Source organism: Microbacterium sp. bgisy189, from assembly GCF_057707225.1.
In genome coordinates this window covers 205,733-223,570 of the sequence record NZ_JBYIPT010000002.1, presented here as the reverse complement: position 1 = coordinate 223,570, position 17,838 = coordinate 205,733, and the positions used below count along the sequence as shown (strand labels likewise).

The 17,838-nt window shown below is 69.6% G+C and carries 16 protein-coding genes and 1 tRNA gene; 11 read left to right on the top strand and 6 right to left on the bottom strand.

Going from position 1 to position 17,838, the window contains the following annotated elements:
* The first annotated feature begins 10 nt into the window (after positions 1–10).
* Both AC3ENX_RS04040 and guaA read left to right on the top strand, forming a co-directional pair.
* Positions 11–556, top strand: coding sequence for a DUF3817 domain-containing protein (locus tag AC3ENX_RS04040; RefSeq protein WP_434810581.1), 546 nt, complete (start codon positions 11–13; stop codon positions 554–556).
* Complete coding sequence (gene guaA, locus AC3ENX_RS04035; RefSeq protein ID WP_434810580.1) at positions 553–2,133, top strand: glutamine-hydrolyzing GMP synthase; 1,581 nt, start codon at positions 553–555, stop codon at positions 2,131–2,133. Before AC3ENX_RS04040 ends, guaA begins: the two co-directional genes overlap by 4 nt.
* A 66-nt stretch (positions 2,134–2,199) precedes the next feature.
* Here the strand turns inward: guaA and AC3ENX_RS04030 are convergent, their stop codons facing one another.
* Complete coding sequence (locus AC3ENX_RS04030) at positions 2,200–3,111, bottom strand: Bax inhibitor-1/YccA family protein (RefSeq protein ID WP_434810579.1); 912 nt, start codon at positions 3,109–3,111, stop codon at positions 2,200–2,202.
* Between the two features lie 150 nt (positions 3,112–3,261).
* On the opposite strand from AC3ENX_RS04030, the gene AC3ENX_RS04025 reads away from it, so the two are divergent.
* From AC3ENX_RS04025 to AC3ENX_RS04005, 5 genes are all read left to right on the top strand, one after another.
* Positions 3,262–4,272 (top strand): glycerophosphodiester phosphodiesterase family protein, encoded by a 1,011-nt coding sequence (locus tag AC3ENX_RS04025; protein WP_434810578.1) that lies wholly within the window; start codon positions 3,262–3,264, stop codon positions 4,270–4,272.
* A 172-nt stretch (positions 4,273–4,444) separates the two neighbouring features.
* Entirely contained in the window at positions 4,445–6,046 is a 1,602-nt protein-coding gene (locus AC3ENX_RS04020) for an MFS transporter (protein WP_434810577.1), read from the top strand.
* Positions 6,047–6,138: 92 nt separating this feature from the next.
* Positions 6,139–7,071, top strand: a complete 933-nt coding sequence (locus tag AC3ENX_RS04015; protein WP_434810576.1) for an ABC transporter ATP-binding protein — start codon at positions 6,139–6,141, stop codon at positions 7,069–7,071.
* Entirely contained in the window at positions 7,068–8,153 is a 1,086-nt protein-coding gene (locus AC3ENX_RS04010) for an ABC transporter permease (RefSeq protein WP_434810575.1), read from the top strand. The genes AC3ENX_RS04015 and AC3ENX_RS04010 overlap by 4 nt, the downstream gene beginning before the upstream one ends.
* Positions 8,154–8,310: 157 nt before the next feature.
* A complete protein-coding gene (locus tag AC3ENX_RS04005) occupies positions 8,311–11,433 on the top strand; it encodes a S8 family serine peptidase (RefSeq protein ID WP_434810574.1) in 3,123 nt (1,040 codons plus the stop codon).
* A gap of 176 nt (positions 11,434–11,609) precedes the next feature.
* Here AC3ENX_RS04005 and AC3ENX_RS04000 read toward each other — a convergent pair whose 3' ends face one another.
* Entirely contained in the window at positions 11,610–12,041 is a 432-nt protein-coding gene (locus AC3ENX_RS04000) for a hypothetical protein (RefSeq protein WP_434810573.1), read from the bottom strand.
* Positions 12,042–12,225: 184 nt separating this feature from the next.
* Here AC3ENX_RS04000 and AC3ENX_RS03995 point away from each other — a divergent pair, with 184 nt between their 5' ends.
* A complete protein-coding gene (locus tag AC3ENX_RS03995) occupies positions 12,226–13,317 on the top strand; it encodes a DNA polymerase IV (protein WP_434810572.1) in 1,092 nt (363 codons plus the stop codon).
* Between the two features lie 25 nt (positions 13,318–13,342).
* On the opposite strand, the gene AC3ENX_RS03990 is transcribed toward AC3ENX_RS03995, so the two are convergent.
* From AC3ENX_RS03990 to AC3ENX_RS03975, 4 genes are all read right to left on the bottom strand, one after another.
* Positions 13,343–13,570, bottom strand: a complete 228-nt coding sequence (locus AC3ENX_RS03990; RefSeq protein ID WP_434810571.1) for an RNA-binding S4 domain-containing protein — start codon at positions 13,568–13,570, stop codon at positions 13,343–13,345.
* Between the two features lie 37 nt (positions 13,571–13,607).
* The gene (locus AC3ENX_RS03985) at positions 13,608–14,144 is read right to left on the bottom strand and encodes a hypothetical protein (protein ID WP_434810570.1); all 537 of its coding nucleotides are present in this window, start codon (positions 14,142–14,144) and stop codon (positions 13,608–13,610) included.
* Positions 14,145–14,206: 62 nt separating this feature from the next.
* Positions 14,207–14,279: transfer RNA gene (locus AC3ENX_RS03980), tRNA-Met, on the bottom strand.
* A gap of 82 nt (positions 14,280–14,361) precedes the next feature.
* On the bottom strand, positions 14,362–15,351 hold the full coding sequence (locus AC3ENX_RS03975) for a helix-turn-helix transcriptional regulator (protein WP_434810569.1): 990 nt from the start codon (positions 15,349–15,351) through the stop codon (positions 14,362–14,364).
* Positions 15,352–15,413: 62 nt separating this feature from the next.
* Between AC3ENX_RS03975 and AC3ENX_RS03970 the strand changes: the two genes are divergently transcribed.
* The 3 genes from AC3ENX_RS03970 to AC3ENX_RS03960 are packed head-to-tail and all read left to right on the top strand — an operon-like array spanning position 15,414 to position 17,757.
* Positions 15,414–16,442 carry an ATP-binding cassette domain-containing protein gene (locus AC3ENX_RS03970; RefSeq protein ID WP_434810568.1) on the top strand — a complete coding sequence of 343 codons (1,029 nt, stop codon included), beginning with the start codon at positions 15,414–15,416 and terminating at the stop codon, positions 16,440–16,442.
* Complete coding sequence (locus AC3ENX_RS03965; protein WP_434810567.1) at positions 16,439–17,212, top strand: ABC transporter permease; 774 nt, start codon at positions 16,439–16,441, stop codon at positions 17,210–17,212. Before AC3ENX_RS03970 ends, AC3ENX_RS03965 begins: the two co-directional genes overlap by 4 nt.
* A 35-nt stretch (positions 17,213–17,247) precedes the next feature.
* A complete protein-coding gene (locus AC3ENX_RS03960) occupies positions 17,248–17,757 on the top strand; it encodes a DUF1990 domain-containing protein (protein WP_434810566.1) in 510 nt (169 codons plus the stop codon).
* Positions 17,758–17,838: the final 81 nt, after the last annotated feature.

The window sequence follows — 17,838 nt, the reverse complement described above, 5'->3', positions numbered from 1 at the left end:
ACTGGTGGCCATGCCCGCCCAGCCCAAACTCGCCTCGTTTCCGGCGATCCGCTCGGCGCTGAAGTTCTATCAGGTCGCCTCGATCATCACGGGTATCGGCCTGCTTCTGCTGCTGGCCGAGATGATCCTCAAGTACACGCCGATCCACGTCGAACTGTTCGCGGGTGGTTCGGGGGGCTTCCTCTGGTTCGCGCCGGTCATCGTGCCCGCCGACTGCCAGTGGTATTCGATGTTCTTCCCCGGCGGGATGGGCTGCGACATGGTGTCGGCCGGGGATGGCATCAACATCTCGCTCGCGATCCTCGTCGTGCACGGCTGGTTCTACGTCGTGTACCTGTTCGCCTGCTTCCGCGTGTGGAGCCTCATGCGCTGGGGTTTTCCGCGGTTCATCATGCTGGCCCTCGGCGGCGTCGTGCCGTTCCTGTCGTTCATCATGGAGCTGCGCGTCGCCCGCGAAGTGCGCGCCTACCTCGACCGCCGCGAGGGTGAAGAGCTGCACACCCGCGCCGAGCATTCGTCCCTGACCCAAGCGATCCCCACGGAGAACAAACGGTGACTTCCCCGACCGAGACCGCGCAGCGGCCCGTCCTCGTCGTCGACTTCGGCGCCCAGTACGCCCAGTTGATCGCACGCCGCGTGCGCGAGGCCGGCGTCTACAGCGAGATCATCCCGCACACCGCTACGGCCGCCGAGGTCGCCGACCGCAACCCCGTCGGCATCATCCTGTCCGGCGGGCCGTCGTCGGTCTACGAGGAGGGCGCCCCTTCGCTCGACCCCGGTGTGCTGCAGCTCGGCGTGCCCACGCTCGGCATCTGCTACGGCTTCCAGGTGATGGCCCAGCAGCTCGGTGGCGTCGTCTCGAACACGGGCCTGCGCGAGTACGGTGCGACGGATGCCTCCGTCGTCCACGGCGGCGTGCTCCTCGGTGGTCAGCCGGTCGAGCAGAACGTGTGGATGAGTCACGGCGACCAGGTTTCCGAGGCGCCCCCTGGGTTCGAGGTGCTCGCCCGCACCGCCGCCACCCCGGTGGCCGCGTTCGGTGACGACGCCCGCACCTTCTACGGCGTGCAGTGGCACCCCGAGGTCAAGCACTCCGACCACGGCCAGCGCATCATCGAGAACTTCCTCCACAAGGCGGCCGGCCTTCCCGCCGACTGGAACAGCGGCAACGTCATCGCCGAGCAGGTCGAGAAGATCCGCGCGCAGGTCGGCTCCGGCCGCGTGCTGTCGGCCCTGTCGGGCGGCGTCGACTCGGCCGTGTCGACAGCGCTCGTGCACGAGGCGGTCGGCGACCAGCTCGTCGCGGTCTTCATCGACCACGGGCTGCTGCGCAAGGGTGAGCGCGAGCAGGTCGAGCAGGACTACGTGGCATCCACGGGTGTGCGTCTGATCACGGTCGATGCGCGCGAGACGTTCCTGAACGCCCTCGCCGGCGTCAGCGACCCCGAAGAGAAGCGCAAGATCATCGGCCGCGAGTTCATCCGCGCATTCGAGCAGGTGCAGGCGGACCTCATCGCCGAGGCCGCAGCCGAGGGCGACCCGATCCGCTTCCTCGTGCAGGGCACGCTGTACCCCGACGTCGTCGAATCCGGCGGTGGCACCGGCACCGCCAACATCAAGAGCCACCACAACGTGGGCGGCCTGCCCGAAGACCTGCAGTTCGAGCTCGTCGAGCCGCTGCGCACCCTGTTCAAGGACGAGGTGCGCGCGATCGGTCGCGAGCTGGGTCTGCCCGAGGTCATCGTCGGCAGGCAGCCCTTTCCGGGCCCCGGCCTCGGCATCCGGATCGTGGGTGAGGTCACCGCTGACCGTCTCGCGATTCTGCAGGATGCCGACGCCATCGCCCGCGAAGAGCTGACCAAGGCGGGGCTCGACGGCGAGATCTGGCAGTGCCCGGTCGTGCTGCTCGCCGATGTCCGCTCCGTCGGTGTGCAGGGCGACGGTCGCACGTACGGGCACCCGATCGTGCTGCGTCCCGTGTCTTCTGAAGACGCCATGACCGCCGATTGGACGCGCCTGCCGTACGACGTGCTGTCGAAGATCAGCAACCGCATCACCAACGAGGTGCGCGAGGTCAACCGGGTCGTGCTCGACGTGACGAGCAAGCCCCCGGGGACCATCGAGTGGGAGTGATCCCCACCCCGCATATGAAGAAGGCCGCCCGGCGAACCGGGCGGCCTTCTTCATGAGCAGTGAAGGTCAGTCGCTGCCGCGCAGGATCGCAATCATGCGCAGGATCTCGACGTAGAGCCAGACGACCGTGACCATGATGCCGAACCCACCGACCCAGCCGAACTCACGGGGAGCGCCGTTGCGCACACCCTGCTGGATCTGGTCGAAGTCGAGTACCAGCGAGTAGGCGGCCATGATGACCACGAGGATGCCGATGACAAGGCCGAGCGGGATGCCGGCGATCTCGGCACTGTGCATGCCGAACATCATGTTGCTCGGCAGCACATTGGTCCACATGAGGACCACGTTCAGCAGCGAGAACACCAGGTAGCCGACCATCGCGATCATGAAGATCTTGGTGGCGCGCTTGCTGGCACGGATCTTGCCGCTCGCGAAGAGTGCCAGGGTGACACCGACGACGGAGAGGGTCGCCAGCGTGGCCTGCATGACGATGCCCGACCAGATGAACTCGAAGAAGGCCGAGATGCCACCGACGAACAGGCCCTCGAACGCGGCATAGGCGAAGATGAGCGCGGGGCGCACCTTCTTGCGCGACGTGAAGGTGACGACCATCGCGAGAACGAAGCCGCCGAGGGCACCGATGATCCACGGCGCCATGGTGGGAGTGGGGTTGTCGGCGGTGACCGGTGACAGCGTCCACACCCATCCGACGACGGCGGTCACCAGCAGTACGGCGAACAGCGAAAGCGTCTTCAGGACGGTGTCTTCGACGGTCATGCGACCGGTCTGGATCGCGTTCGCCGGGGGAGCGGCGAACATGCCCTCCATCTGGGCGTTCGCGGCCGCGTCTGCGGCCTGGTGCGACGCAGCGCTGAACTGCGTCTGTGCACCCGCCTGCTGCTGCGCAGGCGGCGGGGTCAGGCCCGGGCGCTGCTCTTGGAACGCCGGGCTGTTGAATGCGAAGTTTCCGGAGGCCATGTCAGTCTCAACTCCAAGTAGGTCGCCGCGCGGATGCTGCGGAACTCCAGGCTATCGGACGGCGTGTCGTCACCGGCGCTTTCGTGCTGTGAGAGCCCTTCGAACGCCGTACGCCCGGCGCGAACACCCGCGGCGGGTAGCGTGGATGCCATGCCTCGGCGATCCCCTCTGGTCATCGGCCACCGCGGTGCCCCCGGCTACCGCCCCGAGCACTCCCGCTCGTCGTACGAGCTCGCGCTGCAGCTCGGCGTCGACGCGGTCGAACCCGACATCGTCTTCACCCGCGACGGGGTGGCGGTCGTGCGGCACGAGAACGAGATCTCGACGACGACCGACGTCGCCGACCATCCGCGGTTCGCCGACCGGCGCACGACGAAGACGATCGACGGTGCCGAGCACACCGGGTGGTTCACCGAGGACTTCACGTGGGAAGAGCTCTCGACGCTGCGGTGCCGTGAACGCCTGCCGCACCTGCGACCGACGAGCGCCACCTTCGACGGTGAACAGCGGGTGCTGCGGCTGCGCGATGTGCTCGACATCGTGCGCGACGGGTCGCTCGAGCACGGGCGCGAGATCGGCGTCGTGCTCGAGATCAAGCACGCCACCTACTTCGGCTCCCTGGGGTTCGACCTGCCCGCGCTCATCGCCGCCGAACTCGCGGATGCCGGATGGGCGGACGGCAAACTGCCCCTCACGATCGAGGCGTTCGAGTCGACGGTGCTCACGCAGCTGCGCGCCCTCGGCATCCCCGGTCGCTACATCTATCTGCTGGAAGCGGCGGGGCGGCCGTTCGACCTCATCACGTCGCTCGGTCGGGACGCCCCGACCTACAAGCAGACGGTGTCGCCGGCCGGGCTCGACCGGCTGGCCGGCGCGATCGACGGCATCAGCGTCGACAAGCGCATGATCCTCGCCCCTGACCGGTTGGGGCGCACGGCCGGTTCGTCGCCGGTCGTCGCCGACGCCCACGCCCGCGGCCTCAAGGTGTTCACGTGGACGTGCCGCCCCGAGAACGCGTTCCTGATCGCGCAGTTCCGTCACGGTCGCGACCGCGCCGCGTTCGGCGACTACGAGTCGGAGTGGCAGATCATCGCCGACTCGGGTGTCGATGGGGTCTTCGTCGACCACCCCGATCTGGGTGTCGCGTTCTTCCGAGCGTGAGTGACCGGGCGCCCAGGCCGCGTCGAGGTCCGCGACGGTAGACTGGGTACTCGGCGCGCACCCGCGCCGAGAGCGTGCATCTACCTGACACGGCCGACGACGGCCGGTGAGTTCAAGGCGGCACAGACATGCACCGGCATCCCGGTGCAGACATGTTCCGAGGAGCACCACCATGACCCGCGCCACGCGCACGCCCGGCTTCGGCCGCAGCATCGGCTTCGACTACTTCGCGATCGCGATCGGTGCGAGGCTCCCCTTCGCGATGATGGTCGTCGGTGTGCTCACGATGGTCGTCGACGCACGCGAGTCGCTCGCGCTCGGCGGGCTCACGTCGGCGGTCGTGGGTCTGGCGACCATGGTCACCGGGCCCCTGCTCGGCATGGCGGCGGATCGGTACGGCCAGCGGACCGTCCTCCTCGTCGCCGGCATCGCGAATGCGATGGGCCTCGTCGCGATCGTGCTCGTCGCCTACAGCCAGGCCTCCGACGCCTCGGTGCTGGCGGCGGCCGCGTTCACCGGTGCGACGGCGCCGCAAGTGTCGGCGATGTCGCGCACCCGCATGGATGCCGCCGTCACGCGACGTGGCGGAACCCCGCGCCTTCGCGAAGCGGTGATGGGCTACGAGTCGGCCGTCGACGAGGTCGTCTTCGTGTTCGGCCCCGCCGTGGTCGGGTTGCTTGCCGTCGCCCTGTCTCCGGCAGCCGCCGTGCTCTCGGCCGCGGGCCTGACCGCGGTGTTCGTCGTGCTGTTCGCGCTGCACCGCACCGCACGCACAGCCACGCCGGTCGAGGGCCGCGCTGCGTCCGCGCCGATCGGTGCGCTCGCCACGGGCGGCATCGTCACGGTCGCGCTCGGCGCCCTCGCGATGGGGCTGTTCTTCGGCACCGCGCTCACCGCGCTCACCGCGTTCACCGAAGCGCGCGGCGCAGCAGACCAGACCGGCCTCATCTACGGCGCGATGGGTGTCGGATCGGCCGTCCTCGCGCTCAGCGTCGGGCTGTTCCCTGCCCGCTTCACGCTGCGCGCGAGGTGGTTCGTCTTCTCGCTCGTGCTGCTCGGAGGCACCGTGTGCGCGGCGCTCGCCGAGTCGCCCCTGCAGATCACCCTCGCACTGCTCATCGCCGGCTGCGGCATCGGCCCGACGCTCGCGACCGTCTACACGCTCGCGGCCCAGCGGGCACCGTTCGGGCGCACGGCGACGGTCATGACGATGCTCGGATCCGGGGTCATCGTCGGCCAGGCGCTCGCCTCCGCAGCCGTCGGCGCGCTCGCCGAATCGGCCGCCGCGCCGGTCGTGCCCTGGACCCCGGTCATCTCGGCGACGATCCTGGTCATCCTCGCCCTCGCCGACCGGATGACCCGTACGGTGGATGCCATGCCCGAACACCTCATCACCATCAGCGCGGTCGTCTTCCGCGACGCCCACGGCGCCGTGCTCACGGTGCGCAAGCGCGGCACGTCGCGGTTCATGCTGCCGGGCGGCAAGCCCGAGATCGGCGAGACCGCCGCAGAAGCTGCCGTGCGCGAGGTGCGTGAAGAGCTGGGCGTGGACGTCTCGCTCGATGCGCTGGACGAGGTCGGTGTGTTCCACGCTCCGGCGGCGAACGAGGACGGGCACGTCGTCGAGGCGACCGTGTTCAGCTGCGACGCCCTCGTGTTCGCCGAGCCGGCCGCCGAGATCGAAGAGCTGCGTTGGCTCGACACCGACGCCGCACTGCCCGACGATCTCGCGCCGCTGCTCGAGCACCGCGTGCTGCCGGTGCTCGCGCACTGACTCCCGGCATCCGCACGCGAAGCGTTTCTGCGTCGTTCACGTCGGAGGCGGCGTCGCCCCCATAGTCTGAAGCCAGACGCGAAGGGGAGCGGATGAGCGCAGGGGGCATCGTCGCCGAAGGAGTTCGGCGATCGTTCGGAAGCGTGCACGCGGTGCGCGACGTGAGCTTTCGCGCCGAAGCGGGGCGGGTGACGGGACTGGTCGGCCCCAACGGGTCGGGCAAGACGACGCTGCTGCTGATGCTGGCGAGTCTGCTCGCACCGGATGCCGGGAGCATCCGCGTCGACGGTGTCGACCCCGTGCAGGATCCGGCCGCCGCCCGTGCGCGGCTCGGATGGATGCCGGATGCACTGGGCGCGTGGCCGAGCCTGACGGCACGCGAGACCCTCGTCTACACGGGGCAGCTGTACTCCATGAAGCGCGGGCAGGCGCTCGATCGCGCCGGGGAACTGCTCGACGAGGTCGGGCTCGGGCGACTGGCGGACGAGCCGGCCCGAGTGTTCTCGCGCGGGCAGAAGCAGCGACTGGGGCTCGCGCGCGCCCTCATGCACGATCCGCATGTACTGCTGCTCGACGAGCCCGCCTCGGGGCTGGACCCGCAAGCACGCGTCGACCTGCGCGTGCTGCTGCGCCGGCTCGCGGGTGAGGGGCGCACCGTGCTGCTGTCGAGTCACGTCCTTTCAGAACTCGAAGAAGTCGTCGACGACGCGGTGTTCCTGCGTGAAGGTGCGACGGTGAGCGCCGACCGCGTCGCCGCCGCCGCGCAGCGTGAACGCACCTGGCGTGTGCGTCTGGCAGGGCTCGACCCGCGCGACGCCGCAGTGCCGGTCGCGACGGCACTCGGGCGCGATGTCGTCGAGATTCTCATCGACCGGCGCGATCTGCTGGTCGGGTTCGCGTCCGACGCCGACGCGGCAGCCGGGCTCGCCGCGATCGTCGCGGCGGGCATACCGGTCGCCGAGTTCTCTGCGGCGACGGGGATGCTCGAGCATACGTTCCTCGACCTCGAAGGCGGTGCCTCGTGAACGCCGCACGACTGTGGACGCTCGTGCGTCTCGAACTGCACCAGCGCGTGCGATCGGTCGCCTGGTACGTGCTGCTCGGCGTGTTCGGGCTGCTGCTGATCGGGGCCACCTTCCTGTCGTTCATGGCGTTCGGCGGGGAGGAGCGGTGGGGGCCGGGGGTCTATTCGACCGTCGTGTACATCACGCTGCTCCTGGTGCTGCTCGTCTCACCGACCCTGTCGGGAAACAGCATCAACGGCGACCGCGACGCCGCGACGCTGGCATCCGTCCAGGTGACGCTGGCCACGACAGCCGAGATCCTCTTCGGCAAGTTCATCGCGGCATGGATCACGGGGCTCGCGTTCGTCGTCGTGGCGGCGCCGTTCCTCGCGATCTCGGCGACGAGTGGAGACGTGCACCCGGCGACCGCGCTCGTCTCCCTCCTCGTGCTGATCGTCGAGGCAGGCATCGTCGCAGCCATCGGGGTGGCGCTGTCGGGCATCATGTCGCGCCCGCTGTTCTCTGTGGCGACGACCTACCTGGTGGTGGCGGCGCTCGCCGTCGGGACGGCGATCGCGTTCGGTCTCGTCGGCTCGGCGGTCACGAGCGAGGTGACGGTGACGACCCGTGACTACGTCTCCGACACGCAGGGTGAGCCGCAGTGCGTCGACGACGAGGGGCCGTGCTGGGAGGATCCCGAGCGCATGGTGTGCGGCGAGCCCACGACGTACACCTACCGCGTCGGCCGCTACGACACGGTCTGGTGGCTGCTGTCGGCGAACCCGTTCGTGATCCTGACCGACGCGACCCCGGTGCAGTTCGATCGAGACGGCAACGTCAACGACCTGTTCGGCCAGTTCAAGGTCGGCATCCGCTACGCCCAGATGCCGCCCGATCTGGAGGAGTCGTGGGATGCCTGCGCGCCGTACGCGGAGCAGCCCGAGGATTATCAGACGCCGGAAGAACTGCTCGCAGGGACGATTCCGAGCTGGTTCGTCGGTCTCGGCCTGCAGATCGTGCTCGCGGTCGGGCTGATGTGGGGTGCGTGGGCCCGCACCCGTACGCCGGCACGCGCGCTGCCGCAGGGCACCCGCATCGCCTGAGGCGGGACGGCGGGCAGAACCTGGGAGAGTGCTGAATGAGGATGTTCTCATCCCAGTGAATGCCTCTTCACAGACTCTCAGCGGATGCATAGCCTCCCAAGAAGGGGTCGCTGATCCGGCTGGCCCCGTGCCCAGCACCGGAAAGGTGGTTTCTGTCGTGCAACGACGAATCCTGGCAGCGGTCGGCGTCATCGCGCTCTCGCTCCCCGCATCCGCGGCATACGCCGCGACCGAATCGGACGACGTGTCGTCGCGGTTCGCAACCTCGGAGTCGAGCGGCGCGCTCGACTCTTCGTTCACACCATCGGCGGTGGGCGCTGACGGCAAGGTCACCGTCATCGTCGAGATGGAGGGCGACCCCGTCGCCGTCGTCGAGGCCGAGAAGGGCCGCGACCTCACCAAGAGCGAGCAATCGACTGTTCGAGGCGACCTGAAGAAGGCGCAAGAGGCGGTCGCCGACGCCATCGAAGACACCGGTGGTGAGGTGCAGGCGCAGATGCAGTCCGCCTACAACGGCATCCAGGCGACGGTCCCCGCCGCCGAACTCGACACCGTGGCAGACCAGCCCGGCGTCGTCGCGATCCACCCCGTCCGCACCTACAGCCGCGACAACGCCGTCTCGGTGCCGTTCCTCGGTGCGCCGCAGGTGTGGGAAGACACCGGCTACACGGGTGAAGGCGTCAAGGTCGCCATCCTCGACACCGGCATCGACTACACCCACGCCACGTTCGGCGGCCCCGGCACCGTCGAGTCGTACGAAGCCGCGTTCGCCGCCTCGACCGAACCCGCTGACCCCGCCCTTTACGGCCCGGGTGCGCCGCGCATCAAGGGCGGCATCGACCTCGTCGGCGACGACTACAACGCCGACCCCGGCAGCGACACCTATCAGCCGGTGCCGCACCCCGACGAAAACCCGCTGGACTGCCAGGGACACGGCTCGCACGTGGCGGGCACGGCCGGCGGTGGCGGCGTGCTCGCCGACGGTTCGGCGTTCGCCGGCCCGTACGACTCCACGACCGCCGACAACGACTTCATGGTGGGGCCGGGTGTCGCACCCGAGGCCGACCTCTACGCCGTCCGCGTCTTCGGCTGCGACGGTTCGACCGACGTCGTCGTCCCGGCCATCGACTGGGCCGTCGCCAACGGCATGGACGTCATCAATATGTCGCTCGGTTCGTCCTTCGGCCGCGGTGACGACCCGGATGCCGTCGCCGCCACCAACGCGGTCGGTGCAGGCGTCGTCGTCGTCGCCTCTGCAGGCAACTCGGGACACAACCCGTACCTGACCGGTTCGCCCGGCACGGGTGACGGCGTGATCGCCGTCTCGGCCGTCGACAGCACCGAGTCCTTCCCCGGTGCCGCGATCTCGATCGCCGGTCAGACCGTCGAGGCGATCAACGCGAACGGCGCCGACCTCGAGGGGCTCGGCGAGCTCACCGTGGTGCGCCTGGCCGATGACCCCGCCACCGCCGAGAACGAAGCCCTCGGCTGCTCGGTCGAGGCCTACACGAAGGCCGGCATCGTCCAAGGCGGCAACCAGATCGCCGTCTCTTCGCGAGGCACGTGTGCACGCGTCGCGCGCGGCGTCTTCGCCGAGCAGGCCGGTGCTGCCGCGTCGCTCATGGTGAACACGACAGACGATCTGCCGCCGTACGAGGGCGTCATCACCGAGAACCCCGACACGGGCGAGGAGTTCCTCGTCACGATCCCGTTCCTCGGTGTGCGCTCGTCCAGCGGGCCGCTGTTCACGACGGGAGAGACCGTCACCATCAGCGCGCAGGAGATCATGAACCCCGGCTTCCGCGGGTACGCCTCCTTCACCTCGTCGGGCCCCCGCAGCGGTGACAGCGCCATCAGCCCCGATGTGGCCGCCCCCGGCGTCTCCATCTCGTCGGCCGGCGTGGGCACGGGCAACGGTCCGTCGATCAGCTCGGGTACCTCGATGGCCGCGCCTCACGTCGCGGGCGTTGCCGCACTGTCTGTGCAGGCGCACCCGGACTGGTCGGCACCGCAGGTGTCGGCGGCGATCGTCTCGACTGCCGACCCGGGCAAGGTCGCAGGGCAGGACCTCGTCGTCGGCGGCGTCGGCCTCGTCGACACGGCGCAGGCCGTGAACACGCAGGTCACCGCGACCGGTGACGCGTTCCGCACCGAGAGTGGCTGGGCACGCGAAGCGGCGCTCAGCTTCGGCTTCCAGGAGTCGTGGCTCGGGTTCGGTGGCGTCAAGACCGTCACCGTCCGCAACGACGGCGACCGCTCGGTGACCTTCAAGGTGTCGACGACGCCGAACGAGCAGTCGGAGAAGGCGCGCGTGAGCGTGAGCCGCAAGTCGATCACGGTTCGCCCGGGATCGACGGCGAAGTTCATCGTCACGGTCGCCGCGGCCGCCAAGGACGTGCCGACCTCGATCGCCGGTGACGACCAGTTCTCGTTCTACGAGATCTCGGGTGACGTCGTGCTGACCTCGTCCGACACCGAACTGCGTGTGCCGTACCTGCTGGTGCCGCGCTCGAACAGCAAGGTGACCGCATCCGCGTCGGGTTCGAAGCTCGTCAAGGGCGGCACCGCCAAGGACGGGACGCAGTCCATCAAGCTGCGCAACCTCCTGGGTGCGCTCGACGCAGACGCCGACGTGTACACGTGGGGCCTGTCCGACAAGAAGGACGCACCGAAGTCGCTCGCCGACAACGGGTACGACGTCCGGGCCGCCGGTGTGCAGTCGTTCGCCGACGGTGAGGACCACCTGCTGGTCTTCGCCATCAACACGCACAAGCGCTGGTCGAACGCCGCCGGCAACGAGTACGACGTCATCCTCGACACGGATCGCGACGGAACCCCGGACTACGCGGTGTTCTCGTACGACTCGGGCGCGGTGCGCGCGGGCTCTGCGAACGGCCTGGCCGAGACCTTCGTCGTCGACCTCGCGACCGGCGGACTGTCGGCCAGCGGGTTCCTGACGCAGGCACCGACCGACAGCAGCACCCTGCTGATGCCGGTGTACGCCAGCGACCTGGGCGTCGACGGCACGTTCGACTACACGGTGCAGACCTTCGGCCTGTCCGGTGGCGAGGACGCGGTCGAGGCGTGGGCGTCGTACGACCCGGCGAACCCGGCCATCACCAACGGCCAGTACACGACGGTTCCGAAGCGCGGCAGCGCATCGGTCGACGTCGAGGTGAACGGTGCCGCGTACGCCGACCAGAAGCCGCTCGGCAGCATGGTCGTCGTGTACGACAACAAGTCGGGCAGCGATGAGGCGCTGCTCGTCAAGCTGAAGTAGTTCCTCCCCAGCTGAGGGGCGGCGCCGGAAGGCGTCGCCCCTCAGTCCGTTCCGGGGGCCGTTTGGGCGTCGCTTTCGGCGTCGCGGATTCGGAGATCGTCGCCGGATTCGGATGCGGCGACCCGCGGCATCCGAATCTGTTCACATTGTCCGAATCCGGTGCGCGTGGTGGAGCGTCACCGGCGGCAGAGCTTGGGCTCGTCGCCCGTGTCGAAACGGTAGTCGTAGGTGGTGCCGTCGGCGGTGACGACGACGCGCATGCCGTCGACGAGCACCTGCGCGTACGACTGGCCGGGCGAGCCGCAGCCCAGCGACGTGTCGTTGAACGTGACGGCCTCAGAGGTCACCACGGTCGGTGTCGCCGTCACGCCGCGGTTCGCGAGGTCGGCGATGATGGCATCCCACTTCGCGGTGGGAACCTCGGTGGGCACGCCGGTCGGGGCTCCCGGTGTCGCGATCGGTCCGGGCGTCGTCGTCTGGAACGGTGGGCGGGTGCTCGCGGTCGGTGACGGCGTGCGGTCGGCGCCCGGCTGGTTGGATGCCGTCGCACAGCCGGTCAGGATCGTGGCGGTTCCCGCCAGCACCACGGTCAACAGCAGGCGCTTCATCGTGTGCCCCCTTCGTCGGCCTCAGCCTATGCCCGGTCTCTGCGAATGCGGCGTGAGTGTCAGAGGGGTAGTGCGGGTACCGGTCACGAGCGGCCCTTGACTCGTGCTGGAATCGCGGACTCGCGTGTGGGCGGTGGATGCCGCGAGGGTAGGCGCCGCCGCTGACGCGCGGCACACTGGTGGCATGAGCGAGGCGGCGCAGGGCACCGGCATCCCGTGGGTGCTGCATGTCGACCTCGATCAGTTCATCGCGGCGGTCGAGGTGCTGCGGCGGCCCGAGCTGGCGGGGCTGCCCGTCATCGTCGGCGGGCGGGGCGACCCGACCGAGCGCGCTGTCGTGTCGACCGCGTCGTACGAGGCGCGGGCGTTCGGGGTCGGGTCAGGCATGCCGCTGCGGATCGCGGCGCGCAAGGTGCCGGATGCCGTCATCTTGCCGGTCGACGCACCCGCCTACACCGAGGCGTCGGAGGAGGTCATGGCGACCCTGCGCGCGCAGCCGGGCGCGGTCGTGCAGGTGCTCGGCTGGGACGAGGCGTTCGTCGGCGTGGCGACGGATGACCCGGATGCCGTGGCCCGCAGCATCCAGGCAGACGTGCTCGAACGCACCGGACTGCACTGCAGCGTCGGCATCGGCGACACGCTCGTGCGCGCCAAGAACGCGACCGACTTCGGTAAGCCGCAGGGCATGTTCCGCCTGACCGCAGACACCTGGCTCGAGGTGATGGGCGACAAGCCCACGCGAGCGCTGTGGGGCGTCGGGCCGAAGGTGTCGAAGCGGCTGGAAGGGCTCGGCATCCGCACCGTCGCCGAACTCGCAGTCGCTGACGAGGTGGTGTTGCAGGGGGAGTTCGGGCCGAAGATGGGGCCGTGGTACCGGCAGCTCGGGCGCGGCGACGGCAGCGCGACGGTCGACGACACCCCCTGGGTTGCGCGCGGGCACGGTCGCGAGACGACCTTCCAGCGGGACATCGTCGACCCGGCCGACATCGAGCGGGCCGCGCGCGAGCTCGCGGCGCAGGTGCTGGACGACGTTGCGAAGGAGGGGCGCCCCGTCGTCGGAGTGGGGCTGAAGATCCGCTACGCGCCGTTCATCACGAAGACGCTCGTGCACAAGATCGCGACGACCTCAGACCATGAGGTGGTGGTGGCCGAGATCCTGCGCCTGGTGGCGCGGATCGAACCGGGCCGTCCGCTGCGGCTGCTGGGCGTGCGCGCCGAGATGGCGATGCCGGACGACGCGCGCGACGGGCACACGCCTACCCGCAGCGGGTGGTGACGGCGGATGCCGCGGTCGGCGCGACTCAGGGGCTGACGCGCACCTGGTTGCCGTCGAAGCCGACGACATCCCCGTGCTGCAGCTGCCGGCCACGGCGGCGATCCACCTCACCGTTGACCGTGACGAGCCCGTCGATGATGACTTCCTTCACGTCGCCGCCGGAGTCGAGCAGGCCCGCGAACTTCAGGAACTGTCCGAGGCGGATCATGTCGCTCCCGATGGAGACGTCTTCGATCGGGTTGGGGGAGGGCATGAGGGAAGCGTAGTCCGTCGGCGTTACGCGAGACTCTTCACTCGTCGCAACTCTCGCCGCGCGCAGGGAAGTTCATGGACTGAGTGCCGCGCGCCACCTTCTCGTGCCCATCGACCTCGTAGACCAGCTCGATGGCGTCGAATCCGCCGGCGCGCTCGCTCGTGCGTTCAACGGCGAGGGCGACGAACCAGGTCTCGCCGCCGTCGTTCTCGATCACCGTGCCGGCGAGGGGAACCCGGGCATCCCACGCCTCGTCGCCCTCGCTCACGTTGATCGTCCCGACGCCGAGATGCGTGCCGTCGTCCCGTAGCACAGCTCGCGACGCGGCTTGCTCGACGACTCGTACGCCGTCAGCGCCGACCAGGCCGGCACGGACCAGGGTGGCACTCTCCACGCCGTCGCTGAAACTGATCGGCTCGCCCTGCGTGACCGGTTCCGTGAAGTCACCGACGCAGATCTCGACGGAGCCGTCGGTGGAGCCGAGGATGAGCGCGTCATCGGGTGGCCCGCATGCCGCGAGCATCCCGACGAAAGCCGTGAACGTGACAACCATCGCGACCCGCATGCGCACCATGACGCGAGACTAAGGGATCCCTGTGCGACCGTCCGTCACACACGCCTCGGATGCCTCTTCAGACGCGACGGCGGGAGTCGAACCCGCAACGCACCAGGGTATGAACCTGTGCCCGGGGCCGCCCGGATCGCCGCGATGACCCCACGCTAACCCGATGCCGCGACATCGGGGCTGTGTATGACCTGAGGTTCCTGAATGTGTCCCGCCGTGACGCCGGTCACGCCGCGCGGGGCGGCGGCGGGGGAGCGTCGAGCGCGTCGAGCATCCGGGCGATGCATTCGCGCAGTGCACCGCGGCCGGGCTCGGCGAGGTCGGTAGTGTAGCCGACGCCCTCGGGGATGTACGTCATGCCGTACATCGTTTCGCGCCAGTCCGCGCCGCCGACCGGCCAGCGGGTGTGCGCGGCATCCTCTTCGGTCGCGCCCTGACCCCACTGCCCGAACCACTCCCGCATCTGCTCGATCGGCAGGTCCATGACGATGTCGGCCTCGACCGGCTGCCGCGCCCACGACCTCGCGATGAGGATGAACTCTTCGACTTCTTCGGCGGTGAGTGGGCGTGGTTCGAACAGCACACGGGTGTGCTCGACGGCATCCAGTCGGTCGACGCGGAACGTGCGCCAGTCGCCTCGTTCGAGGTCCCAGCACAGCAGGTACCAGTGGCGGTCGGCGGGCGCGAGCGCGTGTGGCTCGACGCGACGGCGGGTGACCTCACCCGACGCGGCCGTGTAGGTGAAGCGCACCCGCTCGTGGTCGCGGCAGGCGAGGGCCAACTCGCCCAGCACCTCGCTCGACACCGGTGCACCCGACACGATGCCCGCCGGCTGCACGGCATCCGCCAGCGCCGACACGCGCCGACGCAGCGGACCGGGCAGCACCTGCTCGAGCTTCGCCAGCGCAGTGAGCGTTGTCTCGGCGCCCGCGACGAGGCGGTGGGATGCCGCGACCCGCAGCCCGATCGCGATCGCCACGGCCTCCTCATCGGTGAGCAGCAGCGGTGGGATCGCGCTGCCCGCCTCCAGTCGGTACCCGCCGAGCGCGCCCGGCACCGACTCGATGCGGTAGCCGAGCTCGCGCAGCCGCTCGATGTCGCGCCGCACGGTGCGCTCGGTGACGCCGAGGCGGTCGGCCAGCTCGGTGCCGGGCCAGTGCCGGTGCGTCTGCAAAAGGTTCAGCAGGGCGAGGGCTCGGGTGGTCGTATCGGACATGTCCCAAGATTCCCACGAATTGCGGACAGTATCTGTCCTGGTTGGCGAGAATCATGGCATCCATGACCGAACCGATCATCGAAGCGCAGGCACTGACCAAGCACTTCACCGTCAAAAAGCAGACCGTCGAGGCTGTCACCGACCTCACGTTCCGCGTCGAGCCGGGGGAGCTCGTCGCGTTCCTCGGGCCCAACGGCGCCGGCAAATCCACGAGCCTGCGCATGCTCACCACCCTCATCCCACCCACCAGCGGCACGGCGCAGGTCGTCGGCCACGACATCCTCCGCGACCCCGCCAGCGTGCGCGCCCGCATCGGCTACGTCGGGCAGCTCACCAGTGGCAGCTTCTCGCAGCGGGTGCGCGACGAGCTGATCAGCCAGGGCGCGTTCTACGGCATGGCGAAGGATGCCGCCCGCACCCGTGCCGACGAACTCATCGACTCGCTCGACCTCGCCTCGTTCGCAACGCGCAGCGTGCAGCAGCTCTCGGGCGGGCAGAAGCGCCGCCTCGACATCGCCCTCGGGCTCATGCACGCGCCGCCGCTGCTGTTCCTCGACGAGCCGTCGACGGGCCTCGACCCGCAGAGCCGCGCGAACCTGTGGGACCACATCCTGCAGCTGCGCACCGACCACGGCACGACGGTGTTCCTCACCACCCACTACCTCGAAGAGGCCGACCGCTACGCCGAGCGGGTCATGGTGATGGACAAGGGCCGCGTGATCGCCGACGACACCGCCACCCGCCTGAAGGCCGAGCTCGCCGGCGATGTGGTGACCCTCGGGTTCGCATCCGCAGACGACGCGGCGCGGGCAGTCGAGGTCGTGCAGGCGCTGACCGACCGCGAGGTGCGCCGCGAAGGGGCGGATGCCGTGGGCGTCACCGCCCCCGACGGCGACCGCCTGCTGCCGGACGCCGTGCTGGCGCTGTCGGCGGCCGGCATCCGGGTGCGGTCTGCATCGGGTGTGCCGCCCACCCTTGACGACGTGTTCCTGGCGCTCACCGGCCGCACGCTCCGCGAAGCGGGGCAGGAGCAGCCCGCATCCGAGGCCGAAACCGAATCCACCCCCGCAGCGATGGGAGCCCAGCGATGACCACCACGACCCCCGTGCGCCCGAACCTCGGACGCGATACCTGGAACGTGCTCACCCGCGAGCTGAAGCCGGTCGTGCGCGACCCCTTCACGCTCATCTTCAGCCTCGTGCAGCCGCTCGTGTTCCTCGGGCTGTTCGCGCCGCTGCTGGTCGGCCAGTCCGACGACCCGGCCGCGACCCTGCAGTGGTTCGTGCCCGGCGTGCTGGCGATGATCGTGCTGTTCGGCACCGGCGCGGTCGGCTCCAACCTGCAGTACGAGATGATGACCGGCTCGCACGAGCGCACCCTCGTCGCGCCGCTGTCGCGGGCGTCACTGCTGATCGGCCGGGCACTCAAGGAGATCGCGCCGATCGTCGTGCAGGCCCTCATTATCGTCGGAATCGCGCTGCCGTTCGGGTTCCGCGCCAACCCGGTCGGGCTCGTGCTGGGCCTCGCGCTGCTGGCCGTGTTCGGCATCGGCCTCGGGTCGCTGTCGTACGCGCTCGCGCTGCAGACGAAAGACCGGGAGTGGCTGTTCTGGGGCGTGCAGCAGACCCTCATCTTCCCGCTGATGATCCTCTCCGGCATGCTGCTGCCGCTATCCGAAGGCCCCGGCTGGATGCGAGTCGCCGCCACCGTCAACCCGCTCACCTGGGTCGTCGAGGCCGAACGGGCCCTGCTCGCCGGTGACCTCGGGGCGATCGAGGTGCTGTGGGGCTGGATCGCGGCCCTGGTGCTGGCCGCGATCGGGTTGTTCGTCGGCATCCGGGCCATGCGGCGCAGCAGCTGACGCCGAATGCTGCGCCGGGATGGCAGGATCGGGCCATGGTCCACGGTTCGGAGCGCTCGATGACGTGGGTCGGTGAGACGGAGTGGACCGAACGCCCGGGCGAATACCGGGCCTGGGAGCAGACCGTGCGGGTGGGTGCCGGTGACGCGTACTGGGTCGCGGCGCGGCTCGCCCTTCTGCGGTGGGGTGTGAAGACTCGCAGTGGCTTCACCGTGGAGCCCGACGCGCCCGTCGCTGTCGGGGTGCGGCCGGTGATCATCGCCCGGCCGCTCGGGCTCGCGATCCACGAACCCGTCGAGGTCGTCGAGGTCGTCGACACCGAGCGTCGCGTCGGATTCGCGTACCGCACCCTGCCCGGGCATCCGGTCTCGGGTGAGGAGGCCTTCATCCTCACCCGCGACGGCGATGGTGTGCACCTGACAATCCGCTCCCTCACCCGCCCCGGCGACCGGCTCGGCTGGCGGCTCGCATTCCCGGCGCTGCTCGTCGCGCAGCGTCTGACGCGCCGCCGATACCTGCGCGCGCTCCTGCCGGATCGGCTGTGATGCCCGGCGGGCGAGCCGAACGCCGTGCGTAACTCCTCAAGAATCGACTTGATCGGGTCGAATTCCGCCCCCTGAGGCCGC